Genomic DNA, 24,251 nt, shown 5'->3' with positions numbered 1-24,251 from the left:
GTCCCACCTGGCAGAGAAGGCCTGGCTGCCGAGGCAGTTCGTGCTGGACACCGCCAAAGCGTATGCCACGCACTTCGCCCGAGGGAGACGAGATTATGCAACACGTCGTTCAAATCGAAACCGTGATCAACGCGGAGTCCATCCAGACCTTTCCTGAGTTACGGCCATTGCTTGGGCATTGCGTCAGGGTCACCGTTGATCAACTTGACCGAGACCAAACCGAACCGGCGTACCAGCCGATCAGCCAAATTGGGGGCTCGCACTGCAGCCACGGAAGGCCCACCTCGCATCGGGCGGCAAGCTAATGGACGCGGACGAAATTGGCGAGGAGGTTCGCCAGCACCGTGGCGGACATTCCGATGCCTGAGAAGGTTCGCACGGCAATCGGTGCCAATCTGTTCCGTCGCACGCCTGTCCACTGCGGTCAACCGGCGCGTCGATGGCGAGACCGAGATCCTGTTCCCGGTCGGTGTCGCGATCGAGGACTCGCCGCTCGGTCATCTTGAGTTTGCCTTGCGCCACGAAGGGCTCGATTTGGCTGTGATCGCCGCCGCATGTGTTCCAATCAGGAAACCATACCATAATTTGCCGATGCCTTGATCCAGGTTTGTGTGGACGAATGCCGCACATGGGCTAAAATCACGTGACAATACCCACGCAATGGAAGGGTCCACATGGCAAAGCTAGAACGCATCGATTTTCGGGTTGAGGAAGGCGTTAAGGCGCAGTTTACTCACGCAGCCGAGGCCTACGGCATGAACCTGTCGTCCTTCATGATCGCGGCGGCGCAAGAACAGGTCGCCCGGGCGCGGCATCGCCGCGAGACGCTAGAACTGTCGGATGCTGATCGCGATGCCTTTCTGAAGGCATTGGATCAACCGCAACGCGCTATCCCTGCGGCGTTGGCCAAGGCAGCGCAGCGCCGCGGCACGCGCATACTCAGTGACTAAAAGCAGCGAGCGGTATCGGATCGAGGCCATTACCAGCCGGCATGACCGCGCCGCCTTTGATTGTGGACATCCGTTTCTCAATGCCTATCTGGCCCGCTTCGCTCGGCAAAACGACCGCAAGGGATTGGCGCGCGCCTTTGTGCTGGTGCCGCAACCGGACAGCAACCCCGTGCTGGGCTATTACACGCTTATGTCCGGCGCGGTCGCCTTCGAGCACCTGCCGCAGACTCTGCGCCAAGGGCTGCCCAAGTACCCAATCCCGGTCGCGCGCATCGGCGAACTGGCGGTCGACCAGCGGCAGAAGGGAAAGGGATTTGGATCAGACCTGCTCCTGGATGCGATCACGCGCATCGTCCGCGCGTCCAGGCAGGTCGCGGTTTGGGCCATTATCGTCGACCCCATCGATCCACCAGCCGCGACCTTTTACCAGCATCATGGATTCCAGGCGCTCCCCGACAGCGAGGCACTCATCCTGACGATGCAGGATGCGATGGCCTGGCTGAAACACCGGATCTGATCGTGCCGGTCTCGGCGGTGATCATGCGCCACATTCCCGACTATCACCGCATGCTGACGGGCTTTTCCGAGCCAGTGACCAGTTATGAGATTATCGCCGCCATGACGATGGCCCGGAGATTTTAAGCGACCCTGGCGTTGTGCCCTATCGATACCTTTGCGCTGATCAAGAAGTGACTTTTCTAGCAACGATGATCCAGTATGCTCTCGAAGAGGAAATCCCTAGCGAACTTAGGTTTTTGCAAGGGTATGATCGAGCTTGCAGAGAGATTGATGCTGAGTTCGATTTGCCGCAAAAAGACATCAGCCGTTTAGTGCGCATGATTCAAGGTAATGATGGGCAGTTATCGCGTAATAAACGCTCGCAGTTTATTATCCTGCCGGATGATGTCATTGAACGTATTGAGGTGATTGTGCAAGGAGCGTTCAGGTAAAAAAGAAGGTTGTGCTCCAGTTTTTTGATTGTCCCAATCGCTAATCCAAACTATACTCTTTCAGTGCAAGACTTTTAGTAATATCTTCCTTTCTCGACTTTGGCCATTTTGCTGAGCGGTTTCGTGGTTGGTGATCGGCCAGCGTCGGCGGGGCAGCAGCCGGCGGCAGCGCGGTTGGCAGCAGCGCGAGGTGGGCGGTATCGTCTGATGTCGACCAAAACGCCAAACCGAACCGCCCATGCTCGCCCTGCCGTTGACGATTGTAGCCGTTTTAGAACCGTTTGCCGTGCTGTTCACGCGACCGACCTGGGCGCATGCGCAGGTGTTGGTGATCGGCACCCTGCTTGCGCAGGGGCCGCGTACGGTCACCGCTGCGTTGCGCGCGATGGGTCTCTCGGGCGAGCGGCGCTTCGAGCGTGACCATCGGGTGCTCAACCGCGCGCGCTGGTCAGGACTGCGCGGCGCGCAGATCCTACTGGGGCTGTTGCTGGCGTTGCTGCCCCACAGCCTCCCGATTGTCATGGTGATCGACGAGACCCTGGAGCGGCGCTTCGGTCCGCGCATCCGCGCCAAAGGGGTGTATCGGGATGCGGTGCGCTCGAGCCGGGGCAAGGTGGTGACCTGTCTGGGCGTGGAATGGCTCGTGATGGCGCTGATGGTGCCTATGCCCTGGAGTCAGCGGATGTGGGCCCTGCCGTTTCTGACCCTGCTGAGGCCCTCCAAGCAGGCCGACCGCGAGGCCGGTCGCCGGCATCGCACCACCCTGGACTGGACCGTCGTGATGGTGCGGCTGGTCGCACGCTGGTTGGGTCGACGCCCGTGGATCCTGATCGGCGATGGGCGCTATGCCTGCCTCCACCTGGGCTGGGAGTGCGTGGTCAATCAGGCCACGCTGATCAGTCGTCTGCGCCTGGATGCACGGCTGTTTGGGTTCCCCGAGCCGGTGCCGGCCGGACGGCGAGGACGCAAGCCCCGGAAAGGGGCCCGCTTGACCAAGCTCGCCGAGCGCGTGGAGGAGGCGCGCACCCAGGGCGAGGCGGTGACCGTCGCCTGGTACCGGGGCCAACGCAAGACGCTGCGCGTACTCAGCGACACCGCGCTGTGGCACACCCCTGGCATCACCCCGCTGCCGATCCGCTGGGTGCTGGTGGTCGATCCCGAGGGGCGCCTGCCGGCCCAAGCCTTCTTCACCACGGCGCTGAGCCTGACCCCGGCACGGGTCATCGAGCTGTTCGTCTGGCGCTGGTCGCTGGAGGTGACCTTCGAGGAGACCCGCCGCCACCTCGGCGTGGAGACCCAGCGTCAGTGGAGCGACCTGGCCATCGCCCGCACCACGCCGGTGCTCATGGCCCTGTTCTCGCTGGTCTGTCTGATGGTGCATCGCTGGCGTGAGCACTGGCCCACCCTGGCGCGCTCGAGCGCCTGGTACCTCAAGCCGGAGGCGACGTTCTCCGATTGCCTGGCCTTGGTCCGGCGCCGGATTTGGGGCGAAACCGATTTCGACAGCTCAGCCAGCGCGCAAGACCCTGTGCAAATTTCGCCTCAGCGCTTGGAGCGCTTGCTCGATCAGCTTGCCGCGACGGCCTGAGGGGCCAAAAAGTGCCAAAGTCGAGATTGAGGCACTTATGGCCAGACCAGGCGCATCTCGCAGACCATCATGGGATGGAGCTCCAAGGGCTGTCCATCGAGGAGGAAGCCGAGCAGCCGCAGGAATTGAGCCCCGAAGGTCTCGCGCTGAGCGACGAGGCGCTGGAGCAGGTCGAGCCCGTCGCGGAAGACGCTAAACTGCGGTCGCTGAAGTGTTTTTTTTTCGCGAATGGGCTGTTGCTCATGGGCCCAGAGTCCAGCATGCAAAGCCCAGGTACTGGTCAAGGCGAGCAGGCCGAGCAAATTCTCCAAGCGTTCGGGCTTGGTCAGATGGGTGTCTTCGAGGTGGAAGCCATGGCCCTTAAGGGCGGCGAACAAGGTTTCAATCGTCCAGCGCTCGGCAGACTCCTGCAGCGCATGGGCGGTATAGGCCTCACTGGCGATGAGCAGCCATTCGCCGTCTTCCAGGCGCTTGGCGCTCAGGTAGAGGGGCTGCCCCCAGAGCCAACGGGGCTTGCGCAGCACCCGCTGCTCGTGGACTTGCAGGTCTTGAAACGCACGCAGCAACGGGGCCTCTTCGCCCGAGCGGGAGCGGCGGATGCGCGCATTGGCCTTCAGGCGCAGGCGAAACGGGATCTGCTGCTCACGCAGCGCTTCAACCCAGGCGCGCCCGACGAACTCGCGGTCGGCGAGCAGGTAGGCCAGCGGCTGCACCGGGAACGTCTCGCGCAGGCGCGCGAGCAGTTCGACGCGCTCGGCGGTGTTGGAGTTGCCCGCCTTGGGCAGGGCGCTCCAGAACAAGGGTAGGCTCAGCCCCCGGTAGGACACGCCGAGCACCAACAGGTTGATCTCGGCCCGCCCGAGCTTCCAGTTGGTGCGATCGAGCGTTAGCACCCAGGGCCTGTCCTTGGACAACAGCAGCTAGGCGAGGGTCTGTGCGATGTCGGCCTGATCGATCGTGAAGGTGCGGAAAAATCGCTGCAGACGGATGTCGTTGGAGCGGATCTTCGACCTCGAGGAGAACACCGGTGCGAGCCGCGCGAGGTTCACCGAGCGCACCTGTAGCAGCGCTAGGATGAAGCGGGCGAGGAACTCCAAGCGCGCGCCATGCCAGTTCAGATGGGTGCTCAGCACCCCACGGAGTGCCTTGACTGAGTCGAGTTCGGTCACGGTCAGAACAGGGGTTGGTGGTTAAAGTCCTATTTTATCAAGGATTTAATTGATTTGTACTGTACAGAGCCTTCGCTCTATCCACGCTCAGAAATTCTGGCTCTACGTGCCCCATCATGCTGATTTTGCGAGCAAATAAATAATCTCTAACATTACCATTTCTTGATGCGATTGCCCAGGGCACTCTGTTCTGTCATCAGCACCTGCGCCAGCCAATCTCCTGCGCTGCTGACATCGGCGCAGCTCGGCAGTGCCGGGCGTGGCGGACGCTGCCGGATCACGACGGGGATCTCGCGCTCGCGCGCGGCAATGAGCTTGGCTGACGTCGCCTCGCCGCCGCTGTTCTTGCAGACGATGGCGTCGATGCGATGCGCATCGAGCAGCGCCCGCTCGCTGGCCAGGTCGAAAGGGCCGCGGGCGAGCAGTAGCTCAGCGTTTGCGAAGGCTGGCAGCGGCTCTGGTGGACTGACGCAACGGATCAGGAAATGGACCCCCGTCAGACCAACGAAAGGCTGGAGGTCCTGGCGTCCGAGCGCAAGCAGCACGCGGCGCGCCCCGAGTTCCTGCAGCGTCGCGCAAGCAATGTCCCAGTCCGTCACCGGGTGCCAGCGATCACCGGGCACGGGCTGCCAGGCGGGCCGCTCCAGCCGCAATAATGGTAGACGGAGCGTCTGGCAAGCCTCGGCTGCGTGCCAACCCATGGTCGCGGCAAACGGATGAGTCGCATCGATAACGGCCGCGATGCGTTGCTCGCGCAGATAGTCGACCAGCCCGGCAACCCCACCAAAGCCACCGATGCGGGTCTCACCCAAGGGCAGCCGCGGGCTGCTGGTGCGACCGGCGAGCGAACTGATGACGCGCCAATGAGCAGGGTCGGCAGTTGGCTGCATGGGCCGCTGTCCTTGCCGCTGCTTGGCTGTCGGAGACCGGCGGGACTCAGAGACTAGGCGGTGATCCGATCTCTCCGCATTCGATCTACCCGACGCGATTGACCCGCTCAAGGCCTCGGCCAGCGCATAACCCTCAGTCGTGCCGCCAAGGATGAGAATGCTGTTTATACTTTTTCTGTTCATACTTCTGCTGTCCCTACTGTTATCACTGCAGCTATCCCCGCTGTTGCCGCTCTAACGCATCGCGCCAGAGCGCGGCTAATCGATAGGGGGCATGCACCAGTTTGCTATAAGGCAGCAGCAGAAACAGCGCCAGCACCAGCCCGAGGTGCAGGATCAGCAGCAGTGCCATCGCCGCCGTCTCCCGCCAAAGCAACAGCAGCAGCCCACTGAGGGCGACGGCGCCGAGCAGCCATAAGAGCGCCTGATTGGCGCTTTGGGTGGCGGGCCTGTTGGGCTCCGGATCAGCGCGTGCCCTCAACGATCCAAGACCAATCACCCCCATTAGCATCAGCAGCCCTCCAACACTGCCAAGCAGCACCGGAGCGCTCCAAACGGGATACGGCGCCAGGCGTCCGAGCAGATGATGGTAGAGGGTCGCCGCAACAGTGGCGGCGAAGCTGAGTAGAAAACCATAGAAGAGCGCATGGTGCCAACGGCGGCGCCAGAGCGAGGGGGTGGCGTCAAGATCCGCACAGCCAGCACCCCCGCCGCGCAGATGGCTCAGTGCTAAGGCCTCCAACAACGCGGTTTTCAGCGCTGAGCGTCGCCGTCCCTGAGGCAACAGCGCATGGTCATCAGCCCCCGCGCCCGCCCGCCAAAACCGGCGCACACCCACCCCAAGCGCGACTAGCGACCAGCCTAGCGAAAGCCCAGCAAGCAGCACCATCCAACCCCAGGGCAGCACCTGATAGAAGGCCCCCGGACCCTGATGCACCGCCCAAACCTGATCAACTGGACCGCTGATCAGCACCAGCAGCAGTAATGGCAGGGTCGTGATCAGCGAGGCCAACAGCGCCGCCCGCTGCGGGTGTGCGAACAGCTGTGCCAAGGGCTGCGGCCAGGCATGCCTTGCATAGCTGTCGGCGCGGGTGCGCGCCAGCGCGCGCGGCAGATTGAGCGCAAACGGATGTGGCGGCGCGTACTGGCAGGCATAGAAGCAGCTGCGGCAGTGATGGCAAAGATTGGCGAGCTGGTCCAGATCCCCGCCCGCCAGCAGCGGGCGGCGTTTTGCGGCGTCGAACACTGGACAGAGTCCGTTGCAGTAGCCACAGACGTTACAGAGATGCAGCGCGCGTCGCGTCTCGGCCTCGGCGGTTGGTTGCGGCTGCTCTACGGCAGACCGTTGAGCGGCCCAATCCAGCCTCTCCATCGTCATTGCTGAATCGATCCGGCAGTATGCCGCCCATCGATCACCGCCGCAAGGTCAGTCATTTTCCGCACCGCTGTTGCCTTATCTCATCAACCTATAGATCGCAAATAATGCAGATGTACGCAGATTGAAATTATTATAAAACAATTACTTATACTCGACTTTGGCCATTTTTCCAAGCCCTCATGCTGTTTATAATCAAGGGCTTGCGGTTTGGCAAAAAATCAGCGAGGGGTCTACTTTGGAGGATTCAGGCTTACCGACCCCCTCTAAATTTTCGCCCTCACGGTTTTTCAGGCAGTTAGCGCCCTGGCAGGCCGCCAAAATGGCCAAAGTCGAGTTATAGCCATTTTCCCAACTCTCGGACCTGCGGCTCAATGCCCTGCTGTTCGACTATCGTCATTTGGTGAAGGCTTGATCCTATGACTCTCGCCATACGGCTCAACTCTTGACACCCCGCGCAGCGCCCTCCCCAGCCGCGCGCCCAGTCGCCAGCCCGATCATCAGGGCCAGACCGGAGAGATAGCCGCGACTCAGTAGGTTCGGCGACATCAGCATCCCGGCCGCAAACAGAGTGTCGATCGGACCATGCGTTTGATGACAGACGCGCAGCGAGGCATCAACGGCGACGCCGTGATAGGTGAAGGTGATCCCGGGACACATCGGATAGGCGAAAAAGGGTGGCTCGAACGGTCGCACCTCGGCATTGTATCTGTCTAGTGTCTGCTCGAGCGCGGCCGCTGGGATACCGAGCTGTTGAGCGAGACCACCAATGCGAGGGGCGCTGATGGGCGGATAGAATGACGGCGCCTCGACCTGCAACCCCTGCCGGTCGAGAATCAGATAGCCGATCTGCCCTGGGAAGTCAGCAAGCCGTTGGCCCCAGGCAGCGTAGCGCGTGGAGGCGGTATCCGCGCGTTCATCATAGTGCCGCTGGCCATGGCGATCGACAACCATACCGGCATGCATCGAGCGCACCCGGGTCACGATGCCGCCGTCATCGGCCGGCGAGCGAGCGTCGACGGCGACCAGATAGGCGGTTGCCGGGTCGCCTACCGCCGCAACGCCCTGGCTCAGCAGGCTGTTGAGCAGGGTGCCGGTCGCATAGGGGGTACCGCGGTTGATGAAGCCATCGGCGCAAACGCCGCAGTGCGTTCGCAGCCACGCCCGATCCGCTTGCGCACCGCCCGAGCAGAGGATCGTCGCCTTGGGATAGACGAGCCGCCCACCCTGCTCCCCGATGAGGCTCGATTGGTTGAACCGCTGCGCTTGTGCCACCTTAGGTTCACAGGTATTTTTTGGAGACTTTTTTGCTTCTGGCTTTGCTTCTGGCTTTGCTTCCGGTTTTGCATCCTGACTTGGTTCTTGAAGACGATAATGCACCGCTTGCACAGCGCCGTCTTCGAGTAAAAGCGACTCGACGCTGGCGCTGTAGCAGATCTCCACGCCCAACCGGGCAGCGGTTGCATAAAGGGCATTGAGCATGGTCTTGCCGCCGCCGAGCAGGAAAGCGGTCTTGCGCGAGCGCGGCAGCCCACCCCCTGCAACCGGCTGTAACTGCACGCCGGCGCCAAGCAGCCAGTCGGGAAGATCAGTCGAGCGCTCAATCAACAGGCGCAACAGCGCCGGGTCTTGATCGCTGCCGGCAACCCGCGCGAGGTCGCTGCGGAACTCGGCCTCGGGGTAAGGGCCGGCCGAGAACGGTGACGGACCCTCATGCACATAGCGGAAATTGCGTGAATGTCGGCTATTGCCACCGCGCTCACCTGCCGGTGCGCGCTCGAGCAGCAGCACCGAGGCACCCGCGCGACGCGCCGTGATCGCGGCACAGAGCGCCGCGGCACCGCCGCCGACGACGAGCACATCAGGCTGCGGCATTGATGATGGCCTTCAGGATGAGCATCTTTGACAGGCTGATGGGGCACTTAGGCGATTGCCGGAAAATCTCCTACCGAATTGCGTAGGATTTTCGTTTGCCTTCAAGGAGCGTTGTCGGAAGCATTGCCGGGCTATGTGACCGACAACGCGACGAAGAAGGCGAGCGAAAAGACAAGCAAGGCGGTATGAGTTTTGACAGAAATCGCCTTAGGTTGATCCGATCCGACGATCCGCTGAAACTGCCCTGCGAGATACTGAAGTTCTTGTTCAGCCCTCGGTATCGATCGTCTGTTCATCGGTGGCCCAAAGCATCTCTGGTTCAAACTTCTGTTGGTTTCCTTACTTATGACGCCCACTCCTTTGATCACTCTCACCCTTACCCTCACCCGCTCCAAGAAACACTCCACGATGCTCTCCTCGTTGAGCCCACCTGCGCACTTAGGGTTGTGCCCATCCAGGCTATGCCCAGCCCTGTCTCGCGAGGAAACCCCGCATGGGTAAGGTCTGGTTCGTCGGTGCCGGGCCAGGTGCGCCGGATCTGATCACCGTACGCGGCACGCGGCTCTTGGCCGAGGCTGGTGCCATCCTCTATGCCGGCTCGCTGGTCGCTGAGACCGCGTTGCAGTGGGCCTCGGCCGACTGCGAGATCGCCGATTCCAAATCGATGGATCTCGAGCAGGTTACCGACTGGCTGCTTGAGCGCGCAGCTCAGCACCAGACCGTGGTCCGGCTACAAACCGGTGATCCCACCCTCTACGGTGCACTCGCCGAGCTCGCGCGGCCGCTGGATCGCGCCCAGATCCCGATCGGCATCGTCCCCGGCGTCTCCTCAGCCATGGCCTCGGCGGCGGCGGCCGGTGAATGTCTGACGCTACCGGAGGTGACCCAGAGCGTCATCTTCACCCGCCTGGCCGGGCGCACCAAGATGCCGGAGACCGAATCGCTGGCATCGCTGGCCTCACATCGGTGCAGCCTCTGCATCTTCCTGGCCATCGATCGCATCGCGCAGGTCGCTGAAACCCTGATCGGCGCTGGTTGGGCTGAATCGGCCCCGATCGTCGTCGTCTACAAGGCCACCTGGCCGGGCGAAGAACAGGTCTTGCGTGGCACCTTGGCCGATATCGCTACGCGCTGCCAAGCGGCCGGCATCGAGCGTCAGGCGATGATCCTGGCTAGCCCAGCGCTGGGTGCACGCGCGTTGATCGAGGCCAAGACCTCGAAGCTCTATGACGCCAATTTCCCGCGCCGGTTTCGTCCTGCACAGGCCGGTAGCGATTGACAGGAAGGGGTGGTCGGTCAGCTCCGCCTACCGCAACATGTCGCGTCTTTGTCCGACCACGTCAGCCGCACATGAGTAGGCGGTGATGCTCGACAAACAGGTTGCGCGGCTGCCCGGCTGGCTCCGCTTGCAAATGTCGACAGTCCGGCACTGGGCTCATCAGTCGTCAAGAACGCGGCGCCGGAGCAGATAGGTATCCATGATCCAACCCTTGCGCTCACGCGCGCGGCGCCTGGTCTCTAGCAGCTCATCAAGCACCTCATCTAGGTCGCCCGCAATGAGCAGCTCGTCATCGGTGCCAAGATAAGCGCCCCAGTAGATGTCCATGTTCTGACCGCTAAAGCGTCGAAACCTCTCCTCACCATCGAGCATGACGAAGGCATGATCCAGGCTGCTCGGATCGCACTGCGCCATCTGCCGGCCAGTCGTGATCTGGATTGCCTCGCCAACACGATTGAGCGGGATGCGATGCTGGGCGGTCAGCGCCTGTACGGCGGTGATGCCTGGAATCACCTCGAGCGCATAGCGGTCAGGAGCTGCGGCGACGATGGCGCTGATCAGGCTCACCGTCTGATCGTAGAGCGCGGGATCACCCCAGATTAGAAAGGCGCCACACTGGCCATCAAGGAGCTCCCGCTCGAACAGCTCAACGAAGAGCGCGTGCTTGGCTGCATGCCAGTCCGCGACGCCCTGCCGATACCCCTCGGCCGTGCTCCGCAGCGGACTGCTCGCGGTGACAACCCGATAGCGGCCGGGCTCGAGGTAGCGATCCATGATGCGGCGTCGAGCCTCCAGCAGCTCCTCTTTGCCGCGCCCCGCTTTCTCGAGCATGAAAAAGACATCCACGCAGCGCATCGCCTCGATGGCCTGCAGGGTCAGGTATTCAGGTCCGCCAGGTCCAATCCCGATCAACGTCAAGCGCTTCAAGACCGCAACTCCAGCCCAGAAATATCATTAATGCTAGTCAGTCTCATTTGTATTGCAAAACCATCCTAAGCTCGCTAGCATCAAGACTCTAGAGACTGCCAAGCAATGCTCGGCGAGCCCCTTCACTCCCAGCGCATCCACGAGAGGTGATCATGAGTCCACGCATGCATCCTCAATCCCCCGACAAGGTGGCCGCCGGCGCCTCGTCGGCACAAGAACGTCGCCTGCACAGCGAGCAGCTGCTCCAAGGAAGCCGTCGGGTCGTCATCGAGCATGGTGACGCAAGCTACACCTTGCTGTTAACCCGTAATGACAAACTGATTCTGGTCAAGTAGCCGGGCGTTCGGGTCGACGATCAGGCATTGCTGGCCGTCAGCCCGAACGCTCAAGACCGCAACCCCCGCAATGCAACGACCAGCATCGTCTGCGGGCGCATCCATCCTGAGCCGCAAGAACGCGACTCGATTGACCACGAAGCCAAGCAACGGCCTAGGACGTCTTCAAGGCACCCCTCATATTGGCGTGGAAGATCGCTTTATGGACATCCCCCAAACTCAGCATACCGAGGAGCGCCCCATCCTTTTCGGCCACTGGAATCCGCCGAAATTGATGCTTCACCATGACCGTCGCAGCACGAAGCACATGCATGTCGGGATCGACCGAGATCGGGTGCTTGGTCATCAACTCATCGACCCTTTTCTCCAAGATCTCACCGTAGCGGCCCATCTGGCGATCCATGTCCACCGAGTGCATGCCCTCGGTCATCAAGCTTTCAACGGTCGGGAAGAGGCTGTGTAACAGATCTTTTTCAGCGATGATCCCGATCAATCGGTTGTCATCGTCCACCACGGGCACGCCATGGAACCGAAAGAGGCACATCAATGATGCGACCTCGACGATCTTGGTATCGGGCTTGACCGATCGTACCGACCCACTCATCACATCGCGCACTTTCATCGTTCTACTCTCCTCCATTCTTTTTAGGGTGTAACCCGGCCGCGGCCGGATTTGAGGATTATAGCCTTAGTGATCATCTCAGACCCCTAGCAGCCTGAGCCCTTGCGCCGGCGGCGCCCCTCATTCAGGCGCTTCCGACGCTGGATCAGGGTGAGAATCGGCCCGGAGATCGCGTAGATGAACGCCATCAAGAACAGCAGGACTGGCGGATCGAGAACCACCAGCGCAAAGCCAAGCATCAAGAGCACGATGAACATGAAGGGCACACGGCCATGCAGGTCGAGCACCTTGAAGCTGTGATAGCGAAAGTTGCTGACCATCAGCAGCCCGGCGAAAGCCGTGAGCGGCGCCATCAGCAGACTCAGGCTCGCCCCGCTGATCCCGTTGTCGGTGCCGATCCAGATGGCGCCGGCGATCATCGCGGCGGCGGACGGGCTTGGCAGTCCCTGGAACCAGCGCTTATCGGCGATACCAACCTGGGTGTTGAACCGCGCCAGGCGCAATGCCGCTGCGGCGGTATAGATAAAGGCGGCCAGCCAGCCGAGCTTGCCGAGCCCGGACAAGGCCCATTCGTAGGCCACCAACGCCGGGGCCACACCAAAGGCCACCATATCCGAAAGACTGTCGTATTCAGCTCCAAAATCGCTCTGCGTATGGGTCATGCGCGCAATGCGGCCATCGAAGCCATCGAGCACCATGGCCGCGAAGATGCCGAGGGCAGCGGCTTCGAACTGACCCGCGTTCGCCGACAGGACGGCGTAGAATCCGGCAAACAGCGCCGCCGTGGTGAACAGGTTCGGCAGCAGATAAATGCCGCGTCGCCTGTCAGCCGAACGCGATACGCTTGGGCGGTCGTTGGGGTCGAACTCGGAATCAGCCATGAGGGTGGGCTCGCGCAGGGGCCCGACGGTACCATCAGGCTCGCGGCCAGTATAGACGCCAGCGGCGGCACTGTTGAAGAGCATCAGGTGAAGGGCATCAGGAGGGCCGTCATCGATTCTTCGTTTGGAGCTGAGCACCAAGTCGCGATTTAATGGCGCTTGGCGACCGATCCGCACCTGCCGCAACGTACCCGCAACGTACCCTCAAGGCACTCAACGAAGGGGCCCAACCATGCAGAGACAACGACCCGACTTGCCCAGCACGGATAAGCGCTGGAAGCTGGTCAACGCGACGATGCGGCGTAACGGCTACGCCGAGCACGCCTTGATCGAAGCCCTCCACAGTGTCCAAGATGCCTTCGGATTTCTTGACACCGATGCCATGACGTTTGTGGCCGACTCGCTCGATCTGCCGCTGAGCAAGGTCTACGGGGTTGCGACCTTCTACCACCTCTTCATGCTCAAGCCGCAGGGCCGTCATACCTGCGTGGTCTGCACCGGCACCGCCTGCTACATCAAAGGGGCCGGAGCCTTGATCGAAGGTATCGAGCAGCGATTTGGGGTCAACCCTGGTGAGACCACGGGAGATAAATCGCTCTCGGTGATGACCGCACGCTGCGTCGGCGCCTGTGGTCTTGCGCCAGCCGTGGTGCTGGATGGTGACGTCATCGGCAAGCTCGGCACCGATCAATTGGTCGAGCGCATCGAGCAGGAGACACGCGAATGAACCTCGACGAGCTCGACGAACTCGCCCGTACCTACACCGAAGAAGCCGCTGATGTTTCGCACGAGGTGCGTGTGTGCATGGCGGCCAGCTGCCAATCGTCTGGTGCACAGCCGGTACTCGACGCCTTGCACAAGGCGCGCGAAACACACGCCGCCGACCATTGCCGGGTCAAGGGCGTTGGCTGCATGGGCCTCTGCTCGGCCGGTCCCCTGGTTACGCTCAGCGAACGCGATGCCAGCCTCAGCGAGTCCAAGATCTACCGTGACGTCACACCCGACCAGGCCGATGCGCTGATCAGCGCCGCCAGTGCCGACGCCAGCGCCGAAACGGCGCTCGCCGCACATCGCTGCCCAAGTGACCTGCCCTTCTTTAACCGGCAAAGGAAGATCGTGCTTGAACATGCCGGCATCATCGACCCAGATAGCTTTAAGGGCTACGTAGCGGTTGGCGGCTACCGTTCCATGGTACAGGCGCTCACTGAGATGACCCCAGCCGAGGTTGTCACAGAGGTCACCACCAGCGGCCTGCGCGGACGCGGCGGTGGCGGCTACCCAACCGGCCTCAAGTGGTCAACCGTTGCCAAGATGCCGAGCGAGCAGAAATATGTGATCTGCAATGCCGACGAGGGCGATCCTGGCGCCTTCATGGACCGCGCGATCCTCGAATCGGACCCCCACCGTGTACTCGAAGGCATGGCTATCGCGGCCTATGCGATTGGCGCCAACAAAGGCTATATCTATGTGCGCGCCGAGTACCCTCTAGCGGTCGAGCGTTTGAAGACAGCCATCCGCAAGGCCAAGCGGCAGGGTTTCCTCGGGCATCATGTCTGCGAGACGCAGTTCAACTTCGATGTCGAGATCCGGCTCGGCGCCGGCGCCTTCGTCTGCGGCGAAGAGACTGCGCTGATGGCCTCGATCGAAGGCGGACGCGGCCAGCCACGCCCACGTCCGCCCTACCCGGCGGAGTCCGGACTCTTCGGGCGCCCAACGCTGATCAACAATGTTGAGACCTACGCCAACATCGCGCCCATCATCAGCGAGGGGGGTGACTGGTTCGCCAGCATCGGCACCGAACGTTCAAAAGGGACCAAGGTCTTCGCGCTCGCCGGCACCATCGAGAATACCGGACTGATCGAGGTGCCCATGGGCACCAGCCTGCGCGACATCATTGAGGTCATCGGCGGCGGCATTCCGGATGGCAAGGCGTTCAAGGCGGTGCAGACCGGCGGTCCTTCAGGTGGCTGCGTTCCCGCTGCGCATCTCGACATCGCCGTCGATTACGACAGCCTAAAGACGCTTGGCACCATGATGGGCTCCGGCGGCATGATCGTGATGGACGAGACCTCGAGCATGGTCGATGTCGCACGCTTCTTCATGGAGTTCTGCATGGACGAATCCTGCGGCAAGTGCGTGCCCTGCCGCACCGGCACCCAGCAGATGCACGCGCTACTCGATAAGATCGCCAAATCGAACGCGACAGAGGCCGACCTTGCGCTCTTGGAAGAGCTCTGCGAGGTGGTTCAGGCTACCAGCCTCTGCGGACTCGGGCAGACCGCTCCGAACCCGGTCATGAGTACGCTGCGTTATTTCCGCAACGAATATGAGGAGAAGCTCGCCGGTCAGTCGGTCGCAGGTTAATTTCGCGGTTTCAGACTCGGCTTCGGCCGCTGCAGCTCAAACATCGGCTTACTATGAGGCCCGCTACTGTGCAAACCCGGGTCGAGCGCACGCTCGGACAGGGTGGGTCGGATGCGCAGGCGCAGGCGTGAGGGATCGATTTGACGCACAGCGCCCCTTCCTGCGACTGTCGCACTCGCCTTAGCCATGGACGGCGTCAGCCTGATACCAGTCAACTCGCGCGCCTCGAGCGAATAGGGTGCGATCCCCTTCTTGCTGAGATAATGGCTCAGGACGCGATGGGTGTAACGCTGGGTCTCGGGATAGGTCACAAAGCCGTTATGGCGACTCAGGGCGCCCTCACCCGCGTTATAGGCCATCACCGCCTTGCCGATGCCGAACTGCCCGAGTAAGCGCTTGAGATGACGAATCCCGGTACGGACATTGGTCTGTGGATCGAACAGGGCTTCGACCGAGTTGACTCCGTAATCCGCTGCCGTCGCGGGCATCACCTGCATCAGCCCAACAGCACCCACTGGAGACACCGCGCGCGGATCATACCCAGACTCCGCAATCACCAGGGCATCGACCAAGGCCACCTCGACGCCGTAGCGCCTCGCCGTCTGCTCGACTAAGGCCTTGAGCGCCTTTCGGCTCGGAACCGGGCCGCTCGGCGGGATCGGCAGAGAGGTCGACTGCGCTGCTTTGGGCTCAGAGACCATCTTCGCCTGCGCGATATCGGCACAAGCCGGCACCGAAACAAGGCAGATCAAAACGAGTAAGGCTAGGCTAGAGACACAGCATCGCATTCCGATACACCCGATGATCATGAGACATGGCATTGATAACAGGCAGGCCCAGGGCATGAGCACTGGCAGCAAGGGGATCGATACTGCGATACTTCAGGCCCGATGATACAGGCTGGAATCTCGTTCCCCCTAACAGCATCGCTTGACTTTAGCACCGCCGGCGCGCCTGAGCATTCGCCATCGAGACGCATCTCGTCTGCGATCACGGCCGCACCCAGACCTGACACAAAGCGCACAATAAGCCCGATGAGCGAAAAGATCCCAAACGGAACCATCGCCGAGGTGCAGGGACGGCGCTGCATCCATTACGACGGGTACTGGATCAAGTACTACGAGCCTCCGCCAGAGACCCTGTCGGCGAAGAAGGCGCTGATCGAGGCGCTCACCCGCCGCCTGTTCAACCACGTTGAGCACGGCATCAACATCCCCGGCATTCGGCTCGCCGAGGCTCGCGCCGCGTATGAAGCCGAGACCAACCCCGAGCGTAAGCGGGTCAATGGGGCCATGCTCGCCGGCGCGCTGTTCAACCGTGCGGCGACCATCTTCACCAAGCTGGTCGAGCTCCAAGCGGACGGCGTGGAGATCGAGCCCGATGACGCGCTGATGCGCGAATGCGGCGATTACCTGCTCGAAGCCCTCGACCTTGGCCACATGGTGCGCCACCGCGGTGGTGACGAAGGGATCGACGAGCTCTGGGGCGAGCCATTCAAGGCCTTCAGCCAGCCCATCGCCGCCTTCTACGAAAGCCGTTACCTGAAGATGGCGATGACCATGCGCGACATCGACCGCATCACCGCCACCCTGACGACGACCTTTGAGGGCAGTACGCAAGTCACTGGCATTAGCCCCCTGCTGCACGAGCTCGGCGAATGCGCCAAGCGCAAGTGCGAGATCCTGCGCACCGACCCCGCGATCTTCCACGTCTGGCCGGCCTTCGTCGTTGCTGGCGATCGGCTGCGGAATATTCAGCCTCACCTGCCGCCAGCACCATCAATGGAAGAGATCCATGAGGCTCAGGAAGGCAATCGCATCCTAAAATCCAGCACCGCCCTGGTGAGCCACATGGTGCGCGCGCGCGCGCCGATGCCAAAGAGCTGCCGCGAGCTCATCGACACCTGCCATCAGTTCCGGCGTACCTTCATCGAGCCGCGGCTGCGCAAGACGAAGCCGCTCGGCCCGCCGGGCTGAGCGGCTGCCTGGCACCGACCTTCCTGCGTCAAGCCTCGGCAAGCTGGCCTGGGGTTTGCTTACCAGACGGACGTCTCGCAACCGAAACCAAACGCGATGGATGGAAGGACGTCAGCATGGGCCCAACGATCAATGACTCGACTCGATCTCCCACCGCCGGCGCCAAGCTGGCGGGCATGATTCAACCGGCACGCACGCCGAGAATCCTCAACCACGACATCATGGGCTGCACCGCCGAAGGCGTGCTCGGCAACCAGCTCTACTCAGGCCGCGCCCTAGGCGCCAGCGATCCCGATGACCTGATCCAGCTGCATCCCGACCTCAGGCCGCAATGGACGGCCATCTGTAACCATTATGCGCGCATTGGCCTCAGCCATAGCCGAGAGGTGATCTGGGATGTCGATACGGGGCGACTCGCCGCGCATCCTGAACATGAACCCTCGGTGTTCTATTTCGGTGACGCCGAGCAGCGTAAACGCCCCGACGAACGCTGGTATCGCACGGTCGACTACATCAACTCCAAGAATCGCTTCATGGCTCTGGCAAATGATCTTGGCGTGCCGGTTCCCCGAACCCTCTGCTTCGATGAGGTGACGCAGATCAGCGCCGATGACATGGGCGCCGCGCCCTATCCCTGCTATCTCAAAGCCGCGGTCTCGGTCTCGGGGGTTGGCATCTATCGTTGTGATGATCCGCAAGCCCTACAGGCCGCGATCCAGACCTTCGAGCCGAACGTTCCGGTTCAGATCCAAGATGAGGTCCGCACCGACTGCTTCCTCAACCTCCAGTACGAGGCCATCGACGGCCGCGCAGAGCGGCTGGCCGCAACTGAGCAGATCCTCGACGGCTGCGTACATCAAGGCAACCGACATCCGGTGCCAGCGCCACCCTGGGCGGTGGTTGAGCCGATGGCCGACTGGCTTGTCGAACAAGGCATGCGCGGGGTGTTCGCGTTCGACGTCGCCGTCATCGATACCGACGAAGGACGCGAGCATCTCGCGATCGAGTGCAATCCACGCTGGAACGGCGCCTCCTATCCGACCATGATCGCTCGCAAGCTCGGCATCGAGCATTGGCTCGCGCGGACCTTCCCGACCCAGCATCGGATGCTGGCGGATATCGACCTGAGTGGGATCGAATATGACCCGCGCACTGGCGAAGGGGTTATTCTCGTAAACTGGGGCCCGGTGCTGGTGGGCAAGCTGCTGGTGCTGCTCGCTGGTGACCCTGACCGTCAACAGGCGTTAGCGCTCCTCCTCAGCCAGCGGCTCTAAATGGACGGTATGATCGACACCTTCTCCCTAATGATTCATGGTGGCGCCGGCGCGCTCGACAATGTCGCCGACGAACGGATCGCGGTGCGCTATCTGGAAAGCATCCGCGTCATCCTTGAGCACGGCCGCGCCATTCTTGAGCGCGGCGCCAGCGCCGTCGAAGCCGTCGAGAGCTGCGCCTCACAGCTCGAGGACGACCCGCTCTTCAACGCCGGCTGCGGCTCAGTGCTGAATGAGAATGGCAAGGTCGAGATGGATGCGGGGATCATGGACGGACGCGACCTCGCGGCTGGCGCCGTTGCGGGCATCGGCAATATCGCCAACCCGGTACAATTAGCACGGCTGATCATGGACGGCAGCGAGCATGTGATGCTGATCGGCGACGGCGCGCTGGAGTTCGCCAAACATTGCCAGGTCCGCCTAACGCCGGATCACTACTTCTTCACCCCAGATCGCATCCAGCAGTTGGAGCAGGCGCGCCTGCGCGGGCGCATGACACTCGACCATGACGACGAGGGCGAGGACCAGAAATACGGCACCATCGGCGCCGTCGCGCGTGATCGCCACGGCAACCTAGCCGCCGCCACCTCGACCGGTGGCATCGTCAACAAACGCATGGGACGAGTCGGCGACTCGCCGATCATCGGCGCCGGGGTTTACGCCGACAATGCCAGCTGCGCGATCTCTGCAACCGGCTACGGTGAAGACTTCATGCGCACCGTCTTCGCCAAGACCGTGGCCGACCTAATCGAGCTCTGCGGCGGCACGGCGCGCTCCGCGGTCGATGATGGGCTCGCCTACCTCAGCCGCAAGGTCGCGGGACGCGGCGGCCTGATCTGCATTGATCACGAGGGTCGCTGCGCCAGTGGCATGACCACCAAAAAGATGATCCATGGTTGGATCGAGCATGGCGGCGAGACCATCTGCCGTTTCTAGTCAGTCGCCTTCGCGCTGCTGGCAGCCAGGGCGCAGTAGGCAGCGCTCACAGTCCGGTTTACGCGCACGACAGACCTCCTTGGCGTGGCGTACGATCAGCGCGTGATATTCATTGAAGCAGGCCGTATCCGGCCCGAGTGCGGTCTCCACTCGCTGTCGGATCTGTTCATCGTCCTCATCGCCAGCGATCAGCCCGAGGCGGCGAAACAGCCGCCGGGTGTAGGCATCGACGACGAAGACGGGCCGCTCGAAGGCATAGAGCAGGATGTCGTCAGCAGTCTCGGGTCCAATGCCATTGATCGCCAACAGCCAGCGCCGCAGCTCATCGGTTGGCAGCGCCGACAGCGCGGTCTCACCGCCGGCCTCGATCAGCGCTGAGCAGAAGCTCCGCAACCGGCGCGCCTTGACGTTGAAATAACCCGAGGGCCGGATCAGCTCTGCCAACACAGGCTCTTCGAGCGCTAATAGCGCCTCCGGGCTGAGCGGGATCTGCGCCCGCAGCTGATTCAAGGCCCGCTCAACATTGGTCCAGGCCGTATTTTGAGTCAGCACCGCACCCAGCATGACCTCGAAGGGCGTCTCGGCCGGCCACCAGTGCTGCTCGCCATAGGCGGCAAACAGAGACGCAAACAGAGACGCATCGGGGGATGCATGCAGAGATGCATCGAAGGGCGCATCGAGGTGCCCATCGAGAGCAGCCATCGGCGCGGACTTGGCCATCCGCGTTTGGCTCAGATGCCCTGCCCCTTGCGAATCACCACGATACCCTCATCGGACACCTCGAAGCGTTCAGCGTCAGCACGGCGGTCCTCACCGATGCAGGCGTCTGCTGGGATCACCACCTCCTTATCGCAGATACAGCGCCGCACACGCGCATTAGCACCCACCTGCACGCCCTCAAACAGGATGGATTCGTCGACGATAGCGCCATCCTCAACCTGAACGCGCGGATAGAGCACCGAATGACTCACGCCACCACCGCGGATCACGGTACCCGCAGCAAGCATCGAGTTGACGAAGACCCCCTCGTTGCCCGAGGTGGGTCCTGGCACCGTGCGCGCCGGCGGATACTGGCCTTGGTAGGTGAGGATGTTCCAGTCTGCTTGATAGAGATCGAGCGGTGACTCGGCCTTGAGCAGATCCATGTTGGCGCGAAAATAGGCATCGGTCGAGCCAAGATCACTCCAATAACGATCCTGGGACACGCGACCGCGCTTGCCGCCAAAGCGATAGGCCGTTGGCGTGCATGCGGTCGGCGCACGACCATCAATCATCGGCGACACGAGCTGGGTGACGAGATCCACCCCCGAATCCATGCCCGCCTCGGTCACTTCGGCAAGGATCTCGATCTGCTCCAGCAAGAGCGCCTTGTCGATCAGCACCACACCCATGGTCGAGGCATAGGGCTCGCCATCCTCGACAGCTGGCCCGATAGCGGTGATCCGATCTGCCTCATCCACCTCGACCTTAACCCCACCCGCGGCAGCCCCAGGACCAGCCTGACGCAGAGCACAGCTGACCCCACCGCCCTGTTCGCGGTGAAATTCGATCAGCTCGGCATAGTCCATGCGGTAGACCAGCCCGCCGTCGAGCAACAACACGGATTCAGCCGAACTGCGCTCGATCAGGTAGCGGTTTTGACGCAAGGCATCCATGGCATTGCGATACCAACCGCTGTCATAACGCATCTGCGGCGGGACTGCGGTAATGAATTCGCCGAGCTCGGCATTGAACAACGACCAGCCGTCACGCAGATGTTTATGCAGCGAATGCGATTTGTACTGACTCAAGACCAGCACCCGACGCAGCCCAGAGTGCAGGCAGTTCGCCAGCGTGAAATCGATGACACGATATTTGCCGGCCACCGGCACGGCCGCCTTGCAGCGATGCTCCGTCAGGGCGATGGGGGTTCCGCGCTCGGCGGCAAACACAAAGGTCAGGGTCTTTGAAGACATGGGCAGTTCTCAGGGTATCCAGACCAGCGAGGAGGAACAGCCCCCTGCCTGATCACGCCAAGGGTGTTGCGCCTCAACTCTTACCATCGCGAACCGACTGTGGCTCATCTCGGCAACAGGTGATCGGAGGGTCAGGCCAGTCTGGACCAGACTCCCCGTCGATGATTCTGAACGCATTGTAGGCCAAGGCGGCCCCTGCAAGACTGAGCACAGCAAACAAGACCAGGCGATGCGGCGGCATAGGGATAACCCCCGGTGGATCAGGCATGAAGAGACAGGGCGACCGGATAGGCTCGCCGGCGGGGTGCGCCATCCTTGGGCAGGCTTGCTCCCAGACGCCCTGCACTGGTGCAAGCACCTCGTCTGACCAGCGTTGCCGACGGGCTAATCAGCCTGTCCTCGCCAGCCCAAGCCGATCAACCGAGACATTCGGCTGCGGGGCCATCGCCTCGAACAGCAACGACTGACCTGACATCTCGGCCACCGCTGGCAGCCCCATCAGTTCAAGGATCGTTGGGGCCACATCGGCCAGGGTGCCGTTCGGCCGCAGCACCCAGCGTTCCTGATCGACGACCATAAAGGGCACGGGGTTGGTCGTATGCTGAGTGTGCGGCTCGTCCGTCTCCGGATCGACCATCATGTCGCAATTACCATGATCAGCGGTCAGCAGCGCCGAGTAGCCGTTGGCCACCGCCGCATCTAGGACCCGACCGGCCTGCTGATCAAGAACCTCGACCGCATGCACCACGGCGTCCATATAGCCGGTGTGGCCAACCATGTCGCCATTGGCAAAATTGACCACGATGAACCCGTAATCACCGGTCTCGATCGCCTCGACCACCGCATCGGCGACCTGTACCGCACTCATCTCGGGCTTGAGGTCGTAGGTCTTGACCATCGGCGACGGGATCAATCGATGCACCTCGCCTGCTGCTGGCTCCTCGCTGCCACCATTGAAGAAGAAGGTCACATGCGCGTACTTCTCAGTCTCGGCGCAATGGAACTGCGCGATGCCCTGGGCGCTGAGCACTTGATTCAGGGTCGTCCGCGGGATCTCTGGATCGAACGCATGCGGCAGCCCGAAGCGCTTGTCGTAGACCATCATGCAGGTCAGATCAGCGCGCGGTGCCGAGCCGCGATCGAAGCCATCAAAGGCGTCGAGCGCCAGCGCCGACGCCATCTGCCGCGGCCGGTCTTTGCGGAAGTTGAACAACAGCATCGGGTCATCGGGCTCGAGTCCCTTCCAGTCGCCGATCACGCTCGGATGGATGAACTCGTCGCCCTCGCCGGCGGCATAGGCGGCGTCGATCGCCGCCCGCGCAGTCGACGCGCCCCGCCCCTTGCCGAGCACGATCGCCCGCCAGGCACGCTCGGTGCGGTCGAAACGGCGATCACGGTCCATTGCATAATACCGACCGCTAACGGTGACGATGCGCCCATTCGCGCCCTCCAACGCCGCCTCGATCTCGCCGAGGCCGTTGAGCACCGATTTTGGCGCGGTATCTCGGCCATCGGTGATCATATGCACCAGCGGCCTCACCCCCTCGAGCCGGCACAACTCGATCAGCGCCAACAGATGACGCGAGTGACTGTGCACACCGCCCTCGGAGACCAAGCCTAACAGCTGCAGTGGTCGCTGTTTGGCCTTAGCGACCTTGACGGCGTCGAGCAGCGCCGGGTTCTTGAAGAAGCTGCCATCGGCGATCGCATCATCGATCAGCACCAGGTCTTGACGTAACAGACTGCCGCTGCCGAGCGTCATGTGCCCGACCTCGGAGTTGCCCATTTGCCCGGTCGGCAGACCGACACCGGCGCCAGAGGCATTCAGCTGGGTATAGGGATAACGAAAGAAGTACTCGTCGAGCCGCGGTGTCTTCGCCTGTGCGATGGCATTGTGGAGCTTACTCGGATTGATGCCGAAGCCATCGAGAATGACCAAGACGACCGGGCGTCTCGGGGTCGCCGACTCTGCAGTGGTGGTCATGATCGGAAATCCTTAGGTTGTGGGTTGTCTCGGAACAAGATGAAGCAAGAGACGTTCCTTTTCCACCGAGATGTGATGACCGCGAGAAAGGTTCGACTCTGACCTCCAGATCGATGGGGACAGAACCATTGTCCTGCATGCTCACTCAGACCGCAACAGCGCGGCCTGCACCAACAGGCGTTTCATCTCGAAGACCGCAGGCGCCAGGCCCGAGAACAGCGCGCGAGCAACGATGGCATGTCCGATATTGAGTTCGCGCACGCCGGGCAGGGCCGCAATGGCCTCGACATTCGGATAATCCAGACCATGCCCGGCATTCACCTGCAAGCCGAGTGTCCGGCCCTGCGCAACCGCAGTCGCGATGCGCTGCAGCTCCTCGGCTCGCACCTTGGGTGTCGCCGCATCCGCATAGCGACCGGTGTGGATTTCAACCACCGGTGCACCGACTTCAACCGCCGCCTCCAACTGGGCCGGATCAGGATCGATGAACAGCGACACACGCACCCCGGCCTCGGCTAAACGCACGCACTGCTCCGTCAGTTTGCCAATCTGGCCAGCGACATCGAGTCCACCCTCGGTCGTCAGCTCCTCGCGCCGCTCGGGCACCAGGCAGCAATCAGACGGACGCACCTCACAAGCAATCTGCACCATCTCCGGTGTCGCCGCCATCTCAAGGTTCATGCGCGTCTGGAGGATGCCTTTCAATAGGTGCACATCGCGATCCTGGATATGCCGGCGGTCCTCGCGCAGGTGCAGCGTGATCGCGTCAGCGCCGGCCTGCTCGGCGACCAGCGCGGCCTGGATCGGCTCCGGATAGCGGGTGCCGCGCGCGGCACGGATGGTCGCAATATGGTCGATATTGACGCCGAGGAGGATCGGCGCGCCGGTGAGCTCATGCATGATGGTTCCTAAGAATCGGGA

General features: G+C 62.1%; 24 protein-coding genes. 11 read left to right on the top strand and 13 right to left on the bottom strand.

Going from position 1 to position 24,251, the window contains the following annotated elements; genetic code table 11:
* Nucleotides 1-674: 674 nt before the first annotated feature.
* From VBE63_RS09040 to VBE63_RS09025, 4 genes are all read left to right on the top strand, one after another.
* Nucleotides 675-950 carry a DUF1778 domain-containing protein gene (locus VBE63_RS09040; protein ID WP_323682685.1) on the top strand — a complete coding sequence of 92 codons (276 nt, stop codon included), beginning with the start codon at nucleotides 675-677 and terminating at the stop codon, nucleotides 948-950.
* Complete coding sequence (locus VBE63_RS09035) at nucleotides 943-1,467, top strand: GNAT family N-acetyltransferase (protein ID WP_323682684.1); 525 nt, start codon at nucleotides 943-945, stop codon at nucleotides 1,465-1,467. The genes VBE63_RS09040 and VBE63_RS09035 overlap by 8 nt, the downstream gene beginning before the upstream one ends.
* Nucleotides 1,468-1,639: 172 nt before the next feature.
* On the top strand, nucleotides 1,640-1,900 hold the full coding sequence (locus VBE63_RS09030; protein ID WP_323682683.1) for a hypothetical protein: 261 nt from the start codon (nucleotides 1,640-1,642) through the stop codon (nucleotides 1,898-1,900).
* A 238-nt stretch (nucleotides 1,901-2,138) separates the two neighbouring features.
* The gene (locus tag VBE63_RS09025) at nucleotides 2,139-3,488 is read left to right on the top strand and encodes a transposase (protein ID WP_323682682.1); all 1,350 of its coding nucleotides are present in this window, start codon (nucleotides 2,139-2,141) and stop codon (nucleotides 3,486-3,488) included.
* Between the two features lie 35 nt (nucleotides 3,489-3,523).
* Here VBE63_RS09025 and VBE63_RS09020 read toward each other — a convergent pair whose 3' ends face one another.
* From VBE63_RS09020 to VBE63_RS09000, 5 genes are all read right to left on the bottom strand, one after another.
* Complete coding sequence (locus VBE63_RS09020) at nucleotides 3,524-4,381, bottom strand: IS4 family transposase (protein ID WP_323682681.1); 858 nt, start codon at nucleotides 4,379-4,381, stop codon at nucleotides 3,524-3,526.
* 27 nt (nucleotides 4,382-4,408) lie between these two features.
* Nucleotides 4,409-4,657, bottom strand: a complete 249-nt coding sequence (locus VBE63_RS09015; RefSeq protein ID WP_323682680.1) for a hypothetical protein — start codon at nucleotides 4,655-4,657, stop codon at nucleotides 4,409-4,411.
* A 152-nt stretch (nucleotides 4,658-4,809) separates the two neighbouring features.
* Nucleotides 4,810-5,547 (bottom strand): cobalt-precorrin-6A reductase, encoded by a 738-nt coding sequence (locus tag VBE63_RS09010; protein ID WP_323682679.1) that lies wholly within the window; start codon nucleotides 5,545-5,547, stop codon nucleotides 4,810-4,812.
* Between the two features lie 214 nt (nucleotides 5,548-5,761).
* Nucleotides 5,762-6,925, bottom strand: coding sequence for a tricarballylate utilization 4Fe-4S protein TcuB (tcuB, locus tag VBE63_RS09005; protein ID WP_323682678.1), 1,164 nt, complete (start codon nucleotides 6,923-6,925; stop codon nucleotides 5,762-5,764).
* 435 nt (nucleotides 6,926-7,360) lie between these two features.
* Nucleotides 7,361-8,797, bottom strand: a complete 1,437-nt coding sequence (locus tag VBE63_RS09000; protein WP_323682677.1) for an FAD-binding protein — start codon at nucleotides 8,795-8,797, stop codon at nucleotides 7,361-7,363.
* A 493-nt stretch (nucleotides 8,798-9,290) separates the two neighbouring features.
* Here VBE63_RS09000 and cobM point away from each other — a divergent pair, with 493 nt between their 5' ends.
* Complete coding sequence (cobM, locus tag VBE63_RS08995; RefSeq protein ID WP_323682676.1) at nucleotides 9,291-10,076, top strand: precorrin-4 C(11)-methyltransferase; 786 nt, start codon at nucleotides 9,291-9,293, stop codon at nucleotides 10,074-10,076.
* A 159-nt stretch (nucleotides 10,077-10,235) separates the two neighbouring features.
* Here cobM and cobF read toward each other — a convergent pair whose 3' ends face one another.
* Nucleotides 10,236-11,003: a precorrin-6A synthase (deacetylating) gene (cobF, locus tag VBE63_RS08990; RefSeq protein WP_323682675.1), complete on the bottom strand. Its 768-nt coding sequence runs from the start codon at nucleotides 11,001-11,003 to the stop codon at nucleotides 10,236-10,238.
* Nucleotides 11,004-11,155: 152 nt separating this feature from the next.
* Between cobF and hemP the strand changes: the two genes are divergently transcribed.
* Nucleotides 11,156-11,338 carry a hemin uptake protein HemP gene (gene hemP / locus VBE63_RS08985; protein WP_323682674.1) on the top strand — a complete coding sequence of 61 codons (183 nt, stop codon included), beginning with the start codon at nucleotides 11,156-11,158 and terminating at the stop codon, nucleotides 11,336-11,338.
* A gap of 154 nt (nucleotides 11,339-11,492) precedes the next feature.
* On the opposite strand, the gene VBE63_RS08980 is transcribed toward hemP, so the two are convergent.
* On the bottom strand, nucleotides 11,493-11,960 hold the full coding sequence (locus tag VBE63_RS08980; RefSeq protein ID WP_323682673.1) for a CBS domain-containing protein: 468 nt from the start codon (nucleotides 11,958-11,960) through the stop codon (nucleotides 11,493-11,495).
* An 86-nt stretch (nucleotides 11,961-12,046) separates the two neighbouring features.
* The gene (gene pssA, locus VBE63_RS08975; protein WP_323682688.1) at nucleotides 12,047-12,841 is read right to left on the bottom strand and encodes a CDP-diacylglycerol--serine O-phosphatidyltransferase; all 795 of its coding nucleotides are present in this window, start codon (nucleotides 12,839-12,841) and stop codon (nucleotides 12,047-12,049) included.
* Between the two features lie 232 nt (nucleotides 12,842-13,073).
* On the opposite strand from pssA, the gene hoxE reads away from it, so the two are divergent.
* Together hoxE and nuoF are read left to right on the top strand one after the other, a co-directional pair.
* Nucleotides 13,074-13,568, top strand: a complete 495-nt coding sequence (hoxE, locus tag VBE63_RS08970) for a bidirectional hydrogenase complex protein HoxE (protein WP_323682672.1) — start codon at nucleotides 13,074-13,076, stop codon at nucleotides 13,566-13,568.
* Nucleotides 13,565-15,205 (top strand): NADH-quinone oxidoreductase subunit NuoF, encoded by a 1,641-nt coding sequence (gene nuoF, locus VBE63_RS08965; RefSeq protein ID WP_323682671.1) that lies wholly within the window; start codon nucleotides 13,565-13,567, stop codon nucleotides 15,203-15,205. Before hoxE ends, nuoF begins: the two co-directional genes overlap by 4 nt.
* Here nuoF and VBE63_RS08960 read toward each other — a convergent pair.
* Entirely contained in the window at nucleotides 15,202-15,906 is a 705-nt protein-coding gene (locus VBE63_RS08960) for a lytic transglycosylase domain-containing protein (RefSeq protein ID WP_323682670.1), read from the bottom strand. The two genes, nuoF and VBE63_RS08960, sit on opposite strands and share 4 nt — an antisense overlap.
* Nucleotides 15,907-16,239: 333 nt before the next feature.
* Between VBE63_RS08960 and VBE63_RS08955 the strand changes: the two genes are divergently transcribed.
* From VBE63_RS08955 to VBE63_RS08945, 3 genes are all read left to right on the top strand, one after another.
* Nucleotides 16,240-17,181: a hypothetical protein gene (locus VBE63_RS08955; protein ID WP_323682669.1), complete on the top strand. Its 942-nt coding sequence runs from the start codon at nucleotides 16,240-16,242 to the stop codon at nucleotides 17,179-17,181.
* A 116-nt stretch (nucleotides 17,182-17,297) separates the two neighbouring features.
* A complete protein-coding gene (locus VBE63_RS08950; protein ID WP_323682668.1) occupies nucleotides 17,298-18,455 on the top strand; it encodes an ATP-grasp domain-containing protein in 1,158 nt (385 codons plus the stop codon).
* Nucleotides 18,456-19,391: an isoaspartyl peptidase/L-asparaginase family protein gene (locus tag VBE63_RS08945; RefSeq protein ID WP_323682667.1), complete on the top strand. Its 936-nt coding sequence runs from the start codon at nucleotides 18,456-18,458 to the stop codon at nucleotides 19,389-19,391.
* Here the strand turns inward: VBE63_RS08945 and VBE63_RS08940 are convergent, their stop codons facing one another.
* The 4 genes from VBE63_RS08940 to pdxJ all read right to left on the bottom strand — a co-directional run bounded on the left by VBE63_RS08940 (nucleotide 19,392) and on the right by pdxJ (nucleotide 24,230).
* Nucleotides 19,392-20,111 (bottom strand): endonuclease III domain-containing protein, encoded by a 720-nt coding sequence (locus VBE63_RS08940; RefSeq protein WP_323682666.1) that lies wholly within the window; start codon nucleotides 20,109-20,111, stop codon nucleotides 19,392-19,394.
* A gap of 11 nt (nucleotides 20,112-20,122) precedes the next feature.
* Nucleotides 20,123-21,346, bottom strand: a complete 1,224-nt coding sequence (locus tag VBE63_RS08935; protein WP_323682665.1) for a glucose-1-phosphate adenylyltransferase family protein — start codon at nucleotides 21,344-21,346, stop codon at nucleotides 20,123-20,125.
* Between the two features lie 388 nt (nucleotides 21,347-21,734).
* A complete protein-coding gene (gpmI, locus tag VBE63_RS08930) occupies nucleotides 21,735-23,330 on the bottom strand; it encodes a 2,3-bisphosphoglycerate-independent phosphoglycerate mutase (protein WP_323682664.1) in 1,596 nt (531 codons plus the stop codon).
* A gap of 141 nt (nucleotides 23,331-23,471) precedes the next feature.
* A complete protein-coding gene (gene pdxJ / locus VBE63_RS08925) occupies nucleotides 23,472-24,230 on the bottom strand; it encodes a pyridoxine 5'-phosphate synthase (protein ID WP_323682663.1) in 759 nt (252 codons plus the stop codon).
* Nucleotides 24,231-24,251 lie beyond the last annotated feature (21 nt).

Source organism: Lamprobacter sp., from assembly GCF_034860625.1.
Classification (GTDB): Bacteria; Pseudomonadota; Gammaproteobacteria; order Chromatiales; family Chromatiaceae; genus Lamprobacter.
This window is presented reverse-complemented; position numbering and strand designations above follow the sequence as displayed.